Origin of the sequence: Klebsiella sp. C349492, from assembly GCF_042055345.1 — a bacterium.
GTDB classification, from domain to species: domain Bacteria; phylum Pseudomonadota; class Gammaproteobacteria; order Enterobacterales; family Enterobacteriaceae; genus Klebsiella; species Klebsiella scottii.
Map to the genome: position 1 here is coordinate 403,409 of NZ_JANQCE010000005.1, position 16,197 is coordinate 419,605.

Here is a 16,197-nt window from a genome sequence, read left to right on the forward strand (position 1 = left end):
ACGTCAAAGCTCACGATTGTCGAAAAAAAGGCCGTTCTACACTACGCGATGATACGCCAGGATTCCACTTCTGTGGAATTAGCGGTTATAGTGGCACTATCGGGCGCAGGCGGAGAGCCTCATAGCCACCCTACGGAACCACAAAACAACGGGAGATGTACATGACCTGGGAATATGCGCTAATTGGGCTAGTTGTCGGTATCATCATCGGTGCCGTCGCCATGCGTTTTGGCAACCGCAAATTACGTCAACAACAGGCGCTGCAGTTCGAACTCGAAAAGAATAAAACAGAGCTTGAAGAGTATCGTGAAGAGCTGGTCAGCCATTTTGCTCGCAGCGCTGAACTGCTGGATAACATGGCCGATGACTATCGCCAGCTGTACCAGCATATGGCAAAAAGCTCCAGCAACCTGCTGCCGGATACCATGGCGGAGGCCAATCCATTCCGCAACCGCCTGGCGGAATCAGAAGCCGGTAACGATCAGGCGCCGGTCCAGATGCCGCGCGACTATTCTGAAGGCGCATCCGGCCTGCTGCGCGGCGGTGCAAAACGCGACTAATCCTAAGGTTAGCGTAAAAATATTTTCCGGGCGCACTCTTTGCGCCCGTCTTCCCCCCTACATCCCAGCTACAATTTAAAACATTGACCACGTTGTTACCTGGTCGAAAATTCAATAACATCAGGCCATTCGGGACGATTTTCCACACACCTCAGGTTACGAGAGCCAGCATCTAATGAAGAAACAGACTTTGCTGTTGAGTGCGTTAGCGTTAAGCATAGGGTTATCGTTGTCCGTTTTACCTACGGCTACGGCGTCGATCCCCACGCAGGTACCGGGCCAGGGGGCGCTACCGAGCCTTGCGCCGATGCTGGAAAAAGTGCTGCCTGCGGTGGTAAGCGTCCAGGTTGAAGGCACCGCCTCCCCTGCGCAAAACATGCCGGAAGAGCTGAAAAAATACTTTGGCGACAATGCGCCGCAGGAGCAGGCTCAGCCTTTTGAGGGTCTTGGCTCTGGCGTTATCATCGACGCGGAAAAAGGCTATGTGCTGACGAATAATCACGTCATCAGCCAGGCACAAAAGATAAGCGTTCAGCTAAACGATGGCCGCGAGTTTGATGCGAAGCTGGTCGGCAGCGACGATCAAAGCGATATCGCCCTGCTGCAGCTGCTAAAACCGACCCATCTGACGCAAATCGCTATCGCCGATTCCGATAAGCTGCGCGTGGGTGATTTTGCCGTCGCCGTCGGCAACCCCTTCGGTCTCGGGCAGACCGCCACCTCAGGCATTATCTCCGCCCTCGGCCGCAGCGGCCTGAACCTGGAAGGGCTGGAGAACTTCATCCAGACAGATGCCTCTATTAACCGCGGTAACTCCGGCGGCGCGCTGCTGAACCTGAATGGCGAACTTATTGGTATCAATACGGCGATTCTGGCGCCGGGCGGCGGCAGCGTCGGCATCGGCTTCGCCATTCCCAGCAACATGGCGAAAACACTCGCTCAGCAGCTGATTCAGTTTGGCGAAATCAAACGCGGCCTGCTGGGGATTAAAGGTACTGAAATGAGCGCCGATATCGCCAAGGCGATGAATATCGACGTTCAGCGCGGCGCTTTCGTCAGCGAGGTGTTGCCGAACTCCGGTTCAGCTAAAGCGGGGATTAAATCCGGGGACGTGATTGTCAGCATGAACGACAAGCCGCTCAACAGCTTTGCCGAACTGCGGTCGCGTATCGCCACCACCGAGCCGGGAACGAAAGTGAAGCTGGGGCTTCTGCGCGACGGTAAGCCATTGAATGTTGACGTCACGCTGGATAAGAGTACCTCTTCCAGCGCCAGCGCCGAGCTGATCATCCCCGCCCTGCAGGGCGCATCGCTGAGCGATGGCCAGATGAAGGACGGCACCAAAGGCGTGGTTGTTGATAACGTCGATAAAGCCAGCCCGGCGGCACAGGTCGGCCTGCATAAAGACGATATTATCATCGGCCTTAACCGCGAGCGCATTAGCTCTATCGCCGAGCTGCGCAAGGTGCTGGAGAGTAAACCGGCGGTCATCGCACTTAACGTGATGCGCGGTAACGAAAGCATTTATCTTCTGCTGCGCTAATGCTCAGATCCGGACATCGCGATCGCCGCGATGTCCGGAATATCGGGCGACGGGACGCAGCCTGCGCACCGGTAACGTGAAAGACGACGCCTGTAAGTCGTGCTATGCTGCGCCTGTCCATTAATCAACGATACCTGCATCATGCCTGGAAAGCTTTTACGTTCAGTACTCATTGGTTTGATCGTCGGGGGTCTGCTGCTGGCCGCGATGCCCTCGCTGCGTCAATGGCATCTGACGACGACGACCCAGTACGATAGCGCGGATGAATCGCCCGTCAGCTATAATCCTGCCGTCCGCCGGGCTGCGCCTGCGGTGGTCAACGTCTATAACCGCGCCCTCAACGGCACCAGCCACAATCAGCTGACTCTTGGTTCCGGCGTCATCATGGACCAGCGCGGGTATATTCTGACCAATAAGCACGTCATTAACGACGCTGACCAGATCATCATCGCGCTGCAGGACGGCCGCGTCTTTGAAGCCCTGCTGGTCGGTTCGGATACCCTCACCGATCTGGCGGTATTAAAAATCAACGCCAACGGCGGTCTGCCGGTTATCCCGATTAATCCGAAACGCGTGCCGCATATTGGCGATGTGGTTCTGGCGATTGGTAACCCTTATAACCTCGGGCAAACCATTACCCAGGGGATTATCAGCGCCACCGGTCGTATCGGCCTTAACCCGACGGGTCGACAAAACTTCCTGCAAACCGATGCCTCTATCAACCACGGTAACTCCGGCGGCGCGCTGGTCAATTCGCTGGGCGAACTGATGGGCATTAACACGCTGTCATTTGATAAAAGCAACGATGGCGAAACGCCGGAAGGGATCGGTTTTGCGATCCCCTTCCAGCTGGCAACGAAGATCATGGATAAGCTGATCCGCGATGGCCGCGTGATCCGCGGCTACATCGGCATTAGCGGCCGTGAGATCGCGCCGTTACACGCGCAGGGCGGCGGGATCGATCAGCTGCAGGGGATCGTGGTTAACGACGTTGCGCCGGACGGTCCTGCGGCTCAGGCCGGGATCCGCGCCAACGACGTGATCATCTCGGTAAATGACAAGCCCGCGGTTTCCGCCCTCGAAACTATGGATCAGGTTGCTGAGATCCGTCCGGGTTCAGAAATTCCGGTGGTGATCATGCGCGAAGATAAGAAAATCACGCTGCATATCGCCGTGCAGGAATACCCGGCAACCAACTAAAGCCCGACAGGCCGGGCTTTAGTTTTTGATACTGACGTTAACGTCAATCAGGCGTTAACGTCGATCATCGTCTTAATTTCATTCGTCATCGGGAGCGTCCATGCTTCCTGGGCGCGCGCCAGCGGCAAACGTCTGCTTATCAAAATATCGGCGTTCAGCCTCTGCTCCTCCAGCGCCGCGATAACCGCAGGCCAGGTGAATTTATAGCGCATAACCCCATGAATGGTGACTTCACGTTCTATCACTGCCGACATGGGAAAGCCGCCCACCTGTTCACCCACGCCGATTATGATTGCCCGCCCGCCGGAAAGTACGCTCAGACAGGCGTCGTGGCGCACGGACTGTACGCCCGTGCATTCCAGCAGCACGTCGTACTGCCTGTCGTTATCGGCCAGAGTGCTCAGCGTTTCAGCCCCCAGCTCATGGGCAATTTTGCGCCGCCCCTCCTGAGGCTCAACCAGCACCACTTCCGTGGCGCCCAGCGTTTTAGCGACCTGAACGGCGAATAACCCCACCGGGCCGCCGCCGGTAACTAACACCCGGGAACCCAGGCCAATCCGTCCTTTTTGCGCCCCTGCCAGAGCGACTGAAATCGTTTCGACCATCGCCGCCGCGCCGTCGCTAATGGCGTCGCTGATAGCGTGCGCGTTGCCTGAAGGGACGCACAAATACTGCTGCATGGCGCCGTAGGTGCCCGGCACGCCGAAAAACTTCTGCGTCGGACAGATATTATAATTGCCCTGCACACAGTGCCGGCAGCGGCCGCAGGGTACCAGCGGATCCACCGATACGCGCTGCCCGACGCGGTGCGGCGAAATTCCCTGCCCCACCGCCACAATCGCACCGCCAAACTCGTGTCCCATAATCATCGGCGCGGTAATCATTTCGCTGCCGCAGCGCCCGTCGAAGTAAAAATGCTTATCTGAACCGCACACGCCGACCGAGCCGATTTTCAGCAGCACTTCCCCGGCCTGCGGCTGCGGCACGGCGGTAGTCTGTAGCTCAAGGGTTTCTTTCGCCATCAGGAACAGCGCGCGCTGGCTGTCCGGAATATCCGTTTTTAATTCCATAACGACCTCTCAGTCTGAGTTGATTTTATTGAGCAAAACGCCCGAAGAAGCGGCATTGCGCGAATTGAACTGCCCGTTAAGCAGGCTCTGTTCGATATCCTCCAGCGTTCTCCCCCGCGTCTCCGGGGCGTAGCGCCACACGAAGACCCAGGCGAGCGCATTGACCACCGCCAGCGCGCCGAACACCAGGCCGATGCCAAGCGCATCCGCCGTGAAATAGAGCAGCAGGGTGACGAGGAAATTGACGACCCACAGCGCAAACGAGCACAAAGCCGTGCCTTTTCCCCGCACGCCAAGGGGGAATATTTCGGCGCAGTACAGCCAGGTCACAACCGACAGGCTGCCGCCGTTGAAGGCGAAATATCCCAGCAGGCAGGCCAGCACGATAATTTTATGGCCGTCGCTCAGCAGCTCCTGCGCGTGGGCGGACCAGGGCAGCAGCATCGACATCACCGCCAGCACCACCACCGCGCCGGGCAGGCCAATCAGCATCAGGCGCCGCCGCCCGAGCACGTCCAGCAGCCAAATCCCTAACAGGGTGAATACCGTGAGCACCACGCCGATCCCGACGGAGCCGAGGATCGCCACCGACTTGCCAAACTGCGCCATCACCAGCAAGGAAGGGGCGTAATAGATGATGGCGCTGATGCCGGTAGCCTGAGAGAAAATAGCGATGCCCAGACCGGCGACCAGCGCGGGCCGCACCCAGGGCTGGAACAGCTCTCTCCAGCTCGACTGCTGGTCCTGATGCAGCCGCTCTATCTCCTTTACTTCCTGAGCGGCTTCGTGCCCGGTGCGCCCTACGCGGACGAGGATTTCCTCCGCCCGTTTAGCCTGCTGCTTGCCCACCAGCCAGCGCGGGCTTTCCGGCAGATACAGCATCATCACGATAAAAATCACCGCCGGGATAACCGCCAGCCCGAGCATCCACTCCCAGGCCCCGGATGGACCAAGCAGATAGCCCACGGCGTAGGCCAGCAGCGTGCCGACGCAGATCATCATCTGGAACAGCACGCCCTGAGCGCCCCGCCGATGGGCAGGCGCCAGCTCGGCGATATACATCGGAACAATTTGCGAGGAGCCTCCGACGCCCAGACCAAGCAAAAAACGCATGACAATCAGCATATTGAGGGAGGTCGCTAAAGCGCAGCCCAGAGCGAATAAAGCAAACAGTATTGAGATGACGATGACGGTTCTGCGCCGCCCCAGACGATCCGAGAGCGGGCCGGTCAGCAGCGCGCCAAATATCGCGCCGAGAAGCGTGGCGGAGGTGACCACCGACTGCATAAAGGCGTTGTCCGCGATGGCGAAATCCTCGCGCAGAAAGAGCAAGGCGCTGGCAATAATGCCCGTGTCGTAGCCGTACAGCAGGCCGCCGATGCTTGCCCCGATGGCGACCAGAAAGCTGTAGCGTCTGCCGTGGGCGACGGCCGTGGGAGGGGTCGATAACGTGTTCATATTAACCTCACAAGAGAATAGTCAGGCTCCCCGGGCCAAATTTCGGCAAAGGGAGGCCAGGCGATAGCGGGTATCACAAAAAAGTAAGGATTAAATGGGAGAAAGCGGGCTTCCCACAGGTCGTACGGCGCGCGACAGCAATTGGATCAGGACGATCGTGCGCCTGAAGATCACACCTCGTGGACAGGGATCTTCAACAGTTGCCCAAGTTTATGAAACGCCTGGGCGTGGTATCCCCGTCCCATCGCGCAGTGATGGGTCGGGCCGCAGGCGGACCAGTCATCCACAAAAGCGCGCAGCCCTTTGCGGAAGCGGAACAGGGCGTTCGTATCCCCAAGCTGCAGCGTTTTGCCTTCCACAAGCTCGCCCTCGGCCAGCACCAGCATGTACTGACCGTCGGCCCCCTGAGTAACGGAAGCCAGGGTTACCGGCCCGGTGGCCGGGGTAAACTGGGTCAGAAAACCGCTGCCCGGCTTGCCGTGGAAGACGGAGCTCATTTTGAGCAGGGATTTTTCATCGGCGATGTCCGGATCGCCCGCCCCGCTGTGCCCGACGATGCAAAGATCCTGATTAAAATCCATCGAATACAGCTCGGTCAGCGTTGCGCTGCCGGCCAGGGATTTCATCAGCGTCAGCGCGATCGCCGTTTTGACGTCGGCCTCAACCGGGCAGGCGATCCCTTGCCGGGTCAGCATGGAGAAGACCGGATTCGACGCGGAGATAATCTGGTGCATATAGCCGCTGGGCTGCACCTCGAAGTGGTTCGACAGCGCAATCAGCCGGTGCTCATCAACCAGCCTGCGGGTGGCCAGATAGACCTCAATCATTGAGGTCAGATGCTGCTCATCCAGATCCTCCGGCAGACGGAAAACCTCTTTCACTTCCCGGCCCGCCCGCTCGATGTCGTCCTGGTTAAAGCCGTGGGCGATATTGGCTGCGATATCTTCCCAGTTCAGATGCTTCACGTAGCTGCCGAAGGTGCGGAAAATCTGCGTCTCATCGACGTTGAGATCCATCATCCCCGGATACGGACGGCCAAGAATGCCGATGTTCCCCGACTTCAGGCGACGGCAGGCGTTGGCCGCGTCGCACCACTGGCTAATCTTCTCATCAAGGATGGTATCTCCTTCAAGGTAGCCGGAAACCACCGCAAAAGGATGCTCGAAACGGCGCAGCACGGCGGTCATTTCGGGCAGCCCGGCGCAGGTACAGCCTTTGCCCAGCCAGTCGTCTATCGTCTGCGTTTGGTCCAGATCCAGCGCGGGAACCGACTGCACGTTCAGCAGCACCAGCGTCACGTTGCCCAGCGCGCGCACTACCGGCAGCAGGGACTCGGACGAGGCGTAGGTTGTCAGGTGGCAGAAAATAATATCCACGTCTTCCGCCTGAAAGCGCAGCCCCGCCTCCCGCGCCCTTGCCGGATTGTCCACCATGCCTGCGGCAACGACGTCGCGCGGCGAGAATTTCTCCAGCAGCCGCTGATGATGCTCCATCAGCCGCTCTTTCATGCCCGAAAACTGCGGCCAGTACGCTTCAAGGCCGATGGCGAAAATACCAATTTTTGCACTCATAAAGGTTCTCCTTTGCGGTTATACAATCCGGGTAGCCGTCACGCCGAGCAGGCTGGCGAGCTTTTCAAACGTCGCACCGTGGTGCCCGATACCGATGGCGCAGTGATGAGCCGCCCCGCCGCGCGACCAGCTTTCGGTGAAGGCCCGGGCGCCGCAGGCAAAGCGGTAGCGGCTGTTGGTATTGCCGATATCCAGCACTTCTCCCGCCAGCGATTCTCCTTCGGCGTACTGCAAAATCACCCGGTTGTTAACGTCCTCCACCACCGACAGGAAGGTGACCGGCCCGTTGCGTACGCTCATCTGGATCGAGATCCCTTTGCCGGGCTTACCGTGATAAACCGGCAAAGGCACCAGGCGCACTTCACCCTCGGCCATCGCCGGATGAGCCGGGCCGTCATGCCCCCACAGCACGACATCATCATCGAAATCAATGCCGTAAGGCTCGGCAAACGAGCCTCCGGCACCGAGTAAAGAGAGAATTTTCATCGCGATAACGTTTTTAACTTCGTACTCTCCGGCGACCGGAATATCCCGCCCGGTAAGCAGCGTATTGCCCAGAATCAGCGAGGTGACGATATTTTCATGGGCGCTGCCCGGCGAGCCTTCGTAGTAGTACGCCAGCGCGTGCAGTTTGTTTTCCCGGACCAGGTCGTCGAGGGCGACGGCGGTGTGCGTTGCCCGCAGCAGTTCCTGCTCATCACAGCCGTCATCGATGACCAGCTTTTCCCTTATTTCCCGCCGCTTCTCTTCTATTTGCCTGTCGGAAACCTGCTCGCGCCAGCTCAGCAGCTCGCACATCTCCAGCGGCTGGAAGCGAACGCCCAGCTTCGCCGAGAGGTTCGTCATGTTGGAATAGACGTCGTACATGCCGTTGTAGTAATGGCCGAGCACGCCAATCTGCGTCTGCGCCAGCTGCTTTTTCAGCGTCAGCGCCGTCAGCCAGGCGCGGGTTTCCCGCCAGACGTGGGGATCGTTGTGCAATGCTCCGACGATCATTTCCCAGTGGATCCCGGCGCGATTAAAGACGTTCGCCAGCTCCGGCGCGCTGCACGCCTGGCAATGCGCCAGCCACTCGCCGGTGCGCGCCCCGCGATCGGGCAGATCGCGAATCACGCTGTACGGCAACGTGCACTCCGGCTGGAGGGCAAGGATCAGCACCGGCACGCTGAACTGCTGCACCAGCGGCAGCACCGTGGAGCTCAGGGCATAGGTGCTGATGGCGATCACGATGACGTCCGGCGAAAACTGCCTGAGGCGCAGGGCCAACGCATCGCTTTTCTCCAGCGAATCCACCAGCCCGCCGTTCAGCACAGTCAGCGACGGCGCAGAGAGCTGCTCTTCAATCTCCTGCAGATAGCCCAGCAGGCGCTGTTCGAGGCCGCTGAACTGCGGCCAGTAGGTGTTGAGCCCGATACCAAACAGCGCGGTATTAAGCGTGGCGGGTGCGTTCATAGGTTGTCTCCTGATGAGGATAAATCGTCTGAGAAAGGAAAATGTCCGCGTCCCAGCCCCCGCGCCTGAAGCGCTCGTCGACAGTGGCTGGGGGACTGGTTAAAGCTTTTCTGAAAGATGACCGAGAAGTAGTTGCTGTCGCTAAAGCCGCTCACCGCCGCCACTTCTGCAATGGAGAGTTCGCTGGTGCCGAGCAGCGTTATGGCGCGGCACAGGCGGCGCTGCATCTGGTAGCGGCTGATGGTCATACCGGTTATCTGTTTGAAGGCGTCGCGCACCGAACGCGGAGAGAGCTGATGCTGCGCGCAGAGGGATTCCAGCTCAAATTTCTCATTCAGCCGCGAGCCGAGGCTGGCGATGACCAGATCGATATCCTGGCGGGCGTGAGAGGCCAGCTTGTCCGGCGCGTAGCGGTGGCGCATCAGCAGAAGCACCAGTTCGAGAAATATCGACTCGCTCAGGCGTAAAGAAACGGGGTCCCGCCTGCCGCACTCGCCGGCCAGACGCTCGACGTGCTGGCGGATCAACGCCAGCGACTCCCGGGTTAATCGCCAGCTACGGCTTTGCTGGTGGGTTTCCGTGCCGGGCAGCAGATTGTGCCAGTCGGTGCCCAGGCGCAGGCGGTCGCGGCAAAACAGAATATTGCCCAGCTCGAGGTTATCGACCGACTGATAGTAATGGCTATCCTGCTGGGTCACATACAGCACATCACCGTAGGTAATGCGGTACGGCAGTCCGTTCCAGATGTGTAATCCGTTCCCGCGCCAGACAATAACGATTTCGTCAAAATCATGGCGATGCAGAGGAAAGATATCCTGCGGGCAGCGGTGCTCCACCGCCACCGGATGGGCGGCACTAGTGAAGTAATCACTGCGCTTGAGCATTAAGGAGGTCATGTTTTTCCCGGTGATGGCGGCAAGATGGAATCAATATAAGCCAGCCAAAAGCCGGGCCGCCTTAAGAGCCGGGTGGAAATTCGGGCGGGGCGTGACCAAAAAATCAAGAATCAGGAAGGGATTGCCGAAGTTGCAGAGGCGATCACATTTTGATAACAATCAACAGCGGGGCGAAACGGCGGAGGCTTTAAAAACAGCGAGCGGGCAAGGCTGCCCGCTCGTTTACATCATTCGCAAATCAGAACGATCACTTATTAACGAAATCTTCGCCCAGGGCGATATCTTTCTTCAGCGTATCAAGCATGCCTTCCAGCGCCTGCTGTTCAAAGGCGCTGAGCGTGCCTATCGAATGGCGCTCTTCCACACCATTTTTGCCTAACAGCAGCGGCTGTGAGAAGAAGCGAGCGTACTGACCATCGCCTTCAACATAGGCGCATTCCACCACGCCCTTCTCACCCTGCATCGCGCGGACCAGGGAGAGGCCAAAACGGGCTGCCGCCTGACCCATAGAGAGCGTTGCCGATCCGCCACCGGCTTTAGCTTCAACGACTTCAGTGCCGGCGTTTTGAATGCGTTTAGTGAGGTCTGCCACCTCTTGTTCGCTGAAGCTTACGCCAGCAATCTGTGACAGTAATGGCAGGATAGTGACGCCCGAGTGGCCGCCAATAACCGGCACTTCGACATCGGATGAGGATTTACCTTTCAGCTCAGCGACAAAGGTATTAGAGCGGATAATGTCCAGCGTGGTCACGCCAAACAGCTTGTTCTTATCGTAAACGCCGGCTTTTTTCAGCACTTCCGCCGCAATAGCCACCGTTGTGTTCACCGGGTTGGTAATAATACCGATGCAGGCCTGCGGGCTGGTTTTGGCAATCTGCTGAACCAGATTTTTCACGATACCGGCGTTAACGTTAAATAAATCGGAGCGATCCATGCCTGGCTTACGCGCAACGCCAGCGGAAATCAGCACCACATCAGCGCCCTCGAGCGCCGGGGTCGCGTCTTCACCGGAGAAACCTTTGATTTTTACATCGGTAGGGATATGGCTAAGATCAACCGCCACGCCCGGAGTTACCGGAGCGATGTCGTACAACGAGAGTTCTGAACCTGAAGGCAGTTGGGTCTTAAGTAGTAGGGCAAGCGCCTGGCCTATTCCACCAGCGGCGCCGAGGACTGCAACTTTCATCCTAAACTCCTTATTATGGTTAATATCGTCTTTCGTTACTCCGTCGCCTGGACCTTAATTCACAAGATGAACAATTACAATAAGTATGGTTGAAGAATGCGTTCTGGTGCGCAGCGATGCATCCGCTTCGCATTTTCATCCCTGAGACTGGCCATCCAGCAAAACGTAGTACCGGACCGACTAGTGGTTACAATACACCCAGCCTGTTCGGCAAAACAACACCAATCTCATAACATTTAATTTACTTTTACAGCTATTTACGCGCTGTGATGAAGGCATGTTCCTTATCAGGGTTATTTGCTAAAATATGCCCCCTTCATAACATTATTTACTTTATCCCCTTGCGGATTGTTTGCATAAAAATTCATGATTATGCATAATGATGTTGTTTTTACCACCATAATCTGGGTGACTTATGCGAAGTTCGGCAAAACAAGAAGAACTGGTTAAAGCATTTAAACTGCTGCTTAAAGAAGAAAAATTCAGCTCTCAAGGTGAAATCGTCCAGGCGCTGCAGGAAGAAGGTTTCGATAATATCAACCAATCGAAAGTTTCTCGCATGCTCACAAAATTTGGCGCGGTACGAACCCGTAATGCCAAAATGGAAATGGTCTACTGTCTGCCTGCCGAGCTTGGCGTTCCGACAACCTCCAGCCCGCTGAAAAACCTGGTCCTGGACATCGACTATAACGATGCCGTCGTGGTTATCCATACCAGCCCAGGCGCAGCGCAGCTCATCGCGCGTCTTCTCGACTCCCTGGGTAAAGCGGAAGGCATCCTTGGCAGTATCGCGGGTGATGACACCATCTTTACCACCCCGGCCAGAGGATTTACCGTCAAAGATCTGCACGACGCGATTCTGGTCCTGTTTGAACAAGAACTCTAAGCCCTCTCCCTCTGGCTGACGCCGGAGGGCCCTTCAAAAAATGCAGCATTTCTTTAACATTTAGTGTGGTTTTTCACTCCTATACATTCCTTTACTGAATGAAAGGGCCGAAAACGCACAAAATATCAAATACATCCATCCTTATGATTTTATTAGAAATAGCGGGAACCCGTGGCTAATAAATGACATTTCTAATTCTTATACGTTATAAAAAAGACATTTCTATGTAATTATTTACACACAAAACAATTAGCACGGTATTAATATTTTTGGTGATTAGTGTATACTTGATTTTGTGATGAGGGTCACGAAACAAAGAGCTCTCAGTAATAAGATTCGACGAGGTGAACATCATGAAAATCAAAACAACCGTAGCTGCACTCAGTATCCTGTCCGTACTCTCTTTTGGCGCTTTCGCCGCTGATTCAATCAACAGCGATCAGGCTCAAAGCCGTCAGCCAATCGGCACCGTTTCCGTCGGCGCGGTAAGTGCTTCCCCGATGGATATGCATGAAATGCTGAACAAAAAAGCGCAGGAGGAAGGGGCTTCTTCCTATCGCATCATCGAAGCGCGCACCGGCGACCACTGGCACGCGACGGCAGAACTTTATAAATAAGTTTTAACGCTTATCGGTTATTCACTGAATACAGAATATCTCCAGCGGCCCAGGTACATAACAAACCTCCCGCCGCTGCAATCAACATGGTTGGAGTAAAAATTATGAAAACTGCAATGATCATCGCATCCCTGGGCCTGGCCTCCGTACTCTCTTTCGGCGCAAGCGCCGCCGTACAGCAGGTCAACGCCGAACAGGCTCAAAACCTACAGTCTATGGGCACCGTTTCTGTCTCGCAGGTAGGCAGCGCGCCGATGGATATGCGCCAGGAACTGGCGGCTAAGGCTGCTAAAGAAGGCGCCAGCAGCTACCGTATTATTGAAGCCCGTACCGGCGATACCTGGCACGCTACGGCTGAGTTGTACAAATAAACCCTCGTCGTCTTATCCGACGACTTGCCCCCGCCCGTCGGGGGCTTTTTTATGCCTGTCTGGCATTAAAACGTAATTCCCCTTCCAGCTCTTCTTCCGCTTCATCAAACAGCAAAATCAAAGCGCCAAAGCGCCGACGCTGCTTATCGCTCAAATGAATAAACTCAATCTCCAACGGCAGCGGCAGCAGGCCGCCGGTGGTCACTTCCCAGAGCGAGTCCAGGTTGTTTACCCTCTCCCGGCTCAGCTCAAAGACGCGGGAAAACTCACGATAGAAATCCTGCTGTTCCGCTATATCATCGAAATCAAACGTGTAGACCGTCATCGCCCGCCCCCGCTTAAACCCGCCGCCATTCCCCGCTAAATACCATACCGCCGGACGGTCGCTTTGCCATCCTTATATTTCTGAATCGAAGGGGTCCCGTTGATGAGTAAGTATAGCGATAAAAAAACCGACGCTTCAGGCGTCGGTTTTGGTCTTTAGCTATTCGTCAGCACATGCTGATACTTGCGCAGCATCTCCACCAGCCGTCGGACCGGCTCCGTCACCTGCGGCGACGCTTCCCAGAGCCGCAGCTTCTCCTGATAAATATCCAGCTCATCGAGCAGGCGGGAGAAATAGCGCCGACGCTTGTCATCATTGCCTGCGGAGATTACGTGATCCGCAGTACGACGCAGCTGGCGATGGTATGCCGACAGATCGTCATTAACCGGCACCGGCGCATCCCGCAGGCGCTGATGGGCAATAATCAGCGTCAGCGCTAAGCGGAAACGGGCAATATCGTCCGGGAACTTGTTCAACAATAAGAAGAGCTGTTGATAGAGGGCCGGCAGATGGTTCTCTTTGCGCCTGGCGGTATTGGTGGTCAGCGATGAGACCGCTGCCGAGACAAACTGATTGAGCAGCACGCGCCCGGTGCGCGCCCGCGAATTATCTCGCACCAGCAGGATAACCATCAGCGCGAGGAAACAGCCAACTATCTGGCCTAACGCGCTGTCAAGGAACTGGCTGAACTGGAACTGCATCGGGTTATCCAGCACCAGGATATTGATGGTGCCGGCCAGCGCCCCCATCGATCCCAGCCGCCGCTTCTGTACTTCAATCCCAATGAAGAATGCCATCACCGCCAGGCTAATACACAGCAGCAGCATGCTTTGCTGGGTCGCGGGCATAATCACGAGGAAGAAAAACGCCCCCAGCGGTAGAGCCGCCAGCATCCCGTAGAGGAAATCCAGTGCCACCATGCGCGGGTTCGGCAGACGCATCGCCAGCGCCGTGACCACCGCGATCATCACCATTGCCCCGCTGCCGGAGGTCCAGCCGGTCCAGAGCCAGAACAGCGTGCCGAGAATGCACGAAATGGAGGTGCGCCAGAAGTTCACCATCGCATGATGGCGCTCGGCCGACTCGGCTTTCATCACCACTTCGCCCTGCAGCACTTCATCTTCAATACGGCTAATTTTGGTATTGCCGACAACGCCCCTTTTTAACAACAGATAGCGCGTCGCGGCCCCGACCCAGCTATAGATCGTTACCGGCGTATTATGCTCCCCTTTCCAGGTCAGAAAACGGCGCATTCTCTTCAGCTGTCGATGTACATCCTGCACGTTCTCAACCGGCTCGGCGAACAGCTCGCGGTAATCATCCGTCACCATTTCCGGGCGTGAATTCTGGATTAAGTAGGTCTCGCAGGCTTGGGTAATCAGCGTCAGGGAGAGGGTATTAATCGCCTTCAGGCGCTGGTTGACCTTCGCCCAGCGCGAGGATTCCATAATCAGGTTTCCGCGCATACCTTCCAGCGCGCTGGTCCGGCGTACCAATGCTCCCCAGGCTTTATCCACGATTTCGCTGTCGCCATGCGCCACGCAGAGCTGCATCAGGCGATAGTGTTCAACCAGCAGGTTATCCAGCTCCAGGTCGATCTCTTTTTTGATCGACCGCGGCGAAAACAGCAGGTCCGCCACAATGGCGCTGACAATACCGACCACAATCTCGCTGCAGCGCTCGACGGCAAACTGCGGCGCCAGCATCGGATCGGTATGAATGGTGATAACAATGATCAGCGCGGTATAGCCCGCCAGCCCCCAGGCGTAGGAGTTTTCAACCCGCACCAGAGAAGAGATCCAGGTGCAGAATCCGGCCCACAGGCAGCACACCAGCATCATCAGCAGCGGGGCGCGAATCATCAGGATGATAATGGCCAGCGCCGCAATACAGCCGATAAAGGTACCGACAATACGCAGCATCCCACGATAGCGGATGGCGCCCGAATAGGGCTCACCCCCGGCCGCGAATGCCGGACCCGCGGCAACGATCGCCGCCGTCAGCACCGCCCAGCGCGGGGTTTCCAGCTGAAAGTGGAAGCCAACAAAGAGCGCCAGCACCACCGCGCAGGCGAGCTTAACGGCGAAGCGGAGATGCCGGGGGGCAATAGTGAAGATCCCCATGACGATTAACCAAACTCACGCAGGCGCATGGCCAGTTTCTGGAAGAAATTCGCCTGCCGGGCGTCGCGGTCCTCTTTGCCGGTGATCACCACCGTTGCGGTGGTCCCCGCCGGCCAGATATTCCCCTGCTGCCGATCGAGGCGAATTCGCACCGGTACGCGCTGCGCCAGGCGCACCCACTCAAGGTTCGAGTCCACGGAGGCCATGCCTTTTGCATCGCTGCTGCTGCTGGCGTTGGTCACCCCGGCGGCAATACTGTCAACCGTTCCCTTGATCGTGCGGCTGCTGCCCAGCGGGGTAATCTCCGCCCGGAAGCCCGGACGCACGCCTTCCAGCTTGGTCTCTTCGAGATAGGCCATCACGTAGAAGGTATCCTGTTTCACCAGCGCCACCGCCGTAGAGCCGCGGGTAATAAATTCACCGCCGTAGACGTTGAGGTTGGTCACCCAGCCGTCGGCCGGCGCGCGGATAACCGTCCGCTGAAGATCGAGCTTCGCCAGATCGCGACTGGCTACCGATTTCGCCAGCTGGTGTTCCACCGTTTGCAGGACGTTATTGGCCTGATCTATCTCTTCCCGGGACATTGCCTGAACGCCGAGCCGATTACGACGCCCGGCTTCAACGCGTTTTTCCTGGGCCAAAGTTTGATAATAGGAGACGTCGGCCTCGGCCTCTTCAAGCGCCTTCTGGTAACGCGGTTGGTCAATCACGAATAAAACCTGACCTTGCTTAACCAGCTGGTTATCCTTGATATTAACCTGCGAAATCAGCCCCGAGACGTCGGGAGCGATGGCCACGATGTCGGCGCTAAAGCGCGCGTCGCGCGTCCACGGCGATGCGGTGTAGTATACCCACGCGCGAAAAATTGCGACAAATGCCAGGATAACCAGTATCACAGTGATTGCGGTACGGAAGATATTTCTTGTTAGTGTTTTCACA

15 protein-coding genes are annotated in these 16,197 nt (G+C 56.9%); 6 read left to right on the plus strand and 9 right to left on the minus strand.

Going from position 1 to position 16,197, the window contains the following annotated elements:
* The first annotated feature begins 161 nt into the window (after nucleotides 1–161).
* From zapG to degS, 3 genes are all read left to right on the plus strand, one after another.
* Nucleotides 162–560 carry a Z-ring associated protein ZapG gene (gene zapG, locus NWP14_RS19775; RefSeq protein WP_095099966.1) on the plus strand — a complete coding sequence of 133 codons (399 nt, stop codon included), beginning with the start codon at nucleotides 162–164 and terminating at the stop codon, nucleotides 558–560.
* A gap of 175 nt (nucleotides 561–735) precedes the next feature.
* Complete coding sequence (degQ, locus tag NWP14_RS19780; RefSeq protein WP_095099969.1) at nucleotides 736–2,103, plus strand: serine endoprotease DegQ; 1,368 nt, start codon at nucleotides 736–738, stop codon at nucleotides 2,101–2,103.
* A gap of 141 nt (nucleotides 2,104–2,244) precedes the next feature.
* Complete coding sequence (gene degS, locus NWP14_RS19785; RefSeq protein ID WP_095099972.1) at nucleotides 2,245–3,303, plus strand: outer membrane-stress sensor serine endopeptidase DegS; 1,059 nt, start codon at nucleotides 2,245–2,247, stop codon at nucleotides 3,301–3,303.
* Between the two features lie 47 nt (nucleotides 3,304–3,350).
* Here the strand turns inward: degS and NWP14_RS19790 are convergent, their stop codons facing one another.
* The 6 genes from NWP14_RS19790 to mdh form a co-directional block, all read right to left on the minus strand.
* Nucleotides 3,351–4,373, minus strand: a complete 1,023-nt coding sequence (locus NWP14_RS19790) for an alcohol dehydrogenase catalytic domain-containing protein (protein WP_375215852.1) — start codon at nucleotides 4,371–4,373, stop codon at nucleotides 3,351–3,353.
* Nucleotides 4,374–4,382: 9 nt separating this feature from the next.
* Nucleotides 4,383–5,831 (minus strand): sugar porter family MFS transporter, encoded by a 1,449-nt coding sequence (locus tag NWP14_RS19795; RefSeq protein ID WP_095099978.1) that lies wholly within the window; start codon nucleotides 5,829–5,831, stop codon nucleotides 4,383–4,385.
* 170 nt (nucleotides 5,832–6,001) lie between these two features.
* Nucleotides 6,002–7,402 (minus strand): sugar isomerase, encoded by a 1,401-nt coding sequence (locus NWP14_RS19800; protein WP_095099981.1) that lies wholly within the window; start codon nucleotides 7,400–7,402, stop codon nucleotides 6,002–6,004.
* 18 nt (nucleotides 7,403–7,420) lie between these two features.
* Nucleotides 7,421–8,854: an arabinose isomerase gene (locus NWP14_RS19805; RefSeq protein ID WP_375215853.1), complete on the minus strand. Its 1,434-nt coding sequence runs from the start codon at nucleotides 8,852–8,854 to the stop codon at nucleotides 7,421–7,423.
* Nucleotides 8,851–9,750 carry a helix-turn-helix domain-containing protein gene (locus NWP14_RS19810; protein WP_065907145.1) on the minus strand — a complete coding sequence of 300 codons (900 nt, stop codon included), beginning with the start codon at nucleotides 9,748–9,750 and terminating at the stop codon, nucleotides 8,851–8,853. The genes NWP14_RS19805 and NWP14_RS19810 overlap by 4 nt, the downstream gene beginning before the upstream one ends.
* A 247-nt stretch (nucleotides 9,751–9,997) precedes the next feature.
* Nucleotides 9,998–10,936 (minus strand): malate dehydrogenase, encoded by a 939-nt coding sequence (gene mdh / locus NWP14_RS19815; RefSeq protein WP_095099988.1) that lies wholly within the window; start codon nucleotides 10,934–10,936, stop codon nucleotides 9,998–10,000.
* Between the two features lie 415 nt (nucleotides 10,937–11,351).
* Between mdh and argR the strand changes: the two genes are divergently transcribed.
* The 3 genes from argR to yhcN-B all read left to right on the plus strand — a co-directional run bounded on the left by argR (nucleotide 11,352) and on the right by yhcN-B (nucleotide 12,810).
* Nucleotides 11,352–11,822, plus strand: a complete 471-nt coding sequence (argR, locus tag NWP14_RS19820) for a transcriptional regulator ArgR (protein WP_041147448.1) — start codon at nucleotides 11,352–11,354, stop codon at nucleotides 11,820–11,822.
* A 353-nt stretch (nucleotides 11,823–12,175) separates the two neighbouring features.
* Nucleotides 12,176–12,439, plus strand: coding sequence for a peroxide/acid stress response protein YhcN (gene yhcN, locus NWP14_RS19825; RefSeq protein ID WP_095099991.1), 264 nt, complete (start codon nucleotides 12,176–12,178; stop codon nucleotides 12,437–12,439).
* A 104-nt stretch (nucleotides 12,440–12,543) separates the two neighbouring features.
* Entirely contained in the window at nucleotides 12,544–12,810 is a 267-nt protein-coding gene (gene yhcN-B, locus NWP14_RS19830; RefSeq protein ID WP_095100131.1) for a DUF1471 family stress response protein YhcN-B, read from the plus strand.
* A gap of 49 nt (nucleotides 12,811–12,859) precedes the next feature.
* Here the strand turns inward: yhcN-B and NWP14_RS19835 are convergent, their stop codons facing one another.
* The 3 genes from NWP14_RS19835 to aaeA all read right to left on the minus strand — a co-directional run bounded on the left by NWP14_RS19835 (nucleotide 12,860) and on the right by aaeA (nucleotide 16,196).
* The gene (locus tag NWP14_RS19835) at nucleotides 12,860–13,135 is read right to left on the minus strand and encodes a barstar family protein (protein WP_095099994.1); all 276 of its coding nucleotides are present in this window, start codon (nucleotides 13,133–13,135) and stop codon (nucleotides 12,860–12,862) included.
* Between the two features lie 155 nt (nucleotides 13,136–13,290).
* Nucleotides 13,291–15,258, minus strand: a complete 1,968-nt coding sequence (gene aaeB, locus NWP14_RS19840; RefSeq protein WP_095099997.1) for a p-hydroxybenzoic acid efflux pump subunit AaeB — start codon at nucleotides 15,256–15,258, stop codon at nucleotides 13,291–13,293.
* Nucleotides 15,259–15,263: 5 nt separating this feature from the next.
* On the minus strand, nucleotides 15,264–16,196 hold the full coding sequence (gene aaeA / locus NWP14_RS19845) for a p-hydroxybenzoic acid efflux pump subunit AaeA (protein WP_095100000.1): 933 nt from the start codon (nucleotides 16,194–16,196) through the stop codon (nucleotides 15,264–15,266).
* Between the last annotated feature and the right edge of the window lies 1 nt (nucleotide 16,197).

Coding starts and splice junctions, on each gene's coding strand:
- zapG (WP_095099966.1), top strand. CDS start 162: ATGACCTGGGAATATGCGCTAATTGGGCTAGTTGTCGGTATCATCATC.
- NWP14_RS19810 (WP_065907145.1), bottom strand. CDS start 9,750: ATGACCTCCTTAATGCTCAAGCGCAGTGATTACTTCACTAGTGCCGCC.
- argR (WP_041147448.1), top strand. CDS start 11,352: ATGCGAAGTTCGGCAAAACAAGAAGAACTGGTTAAAGCATTTAAACTG.
- NWP14_RS19805 (WP_375215853.1), bottom strand. CDS start 8,854: ATGAACGCACCCGCCACGCTTAATACCGCGCTGTTTGGTATCGGGCTC.
- NWP14_RS19800 (WP_095099981.1), bottom strand. CDS start 7,402: ATGAGTGCAAAAATTGGTATTTTCGCCATCGGCCTTGAAGCGTACTGG.
- degS (WP_095099972.1), top strand. CDS start 2,245: ATGCCTGGAAAGCTTTTACGTTCAGTACTCATTGGTTTGATCGTCGGG.
- aaeB (WP_095099997.1), bottom strand. CDS start 15,258: ATGGGGATCTTCACTATTGCCCCCCGGCATCTCCGCTTCGCCGTTAAG.
- yhcN (WP_095099991.1), top strand. CDS start 12,176: ATGAAAATCAAAACAACCGTAGCTGCACTCAGTATCCTGTCCGTACTC.
- mdh (WP_095099988.1), bottom strand. CDS start 10,936: ATGAAAGTTGCAGTCCTCGGCGCCGCTGGTGGAATAGGCCAGGCGCTT.
- yhcN-B (WP_095100131.1), top strand. CDS start 12,544: ATGAAAACTGCAATGATCATCGCATCCCTGGGCCTGGCCTCCGTACTC.
- NWP14_RS19795 (WP_095099978.1), bottom strand. CDS start 5,831: ATGAACACGTTATCGACCCCTCCCACGGCCGTCGCCCACGGCAGACGC.
- degQ (WP_095099969.1), top strand. CDS start 736: ATGAAGAAACAGACTTTGCTGTTGAGTGCGTTAGCGTTAAGCATAGGG.
- NWP14_RS19790 (WP_375215852.1), bottom strand. CDS start 4,373: ATGGAATTAAAAACGGATATTCCGGACAGCCAGCGCGCGCTGTTCCTG.
- NWP14_RS19835 (WP_095099994.1), bottom strand. CDS start 13,135: ATGACGGTCTACACGTTTGATTTCGATGATATAGCGGAACAGCAGGAT.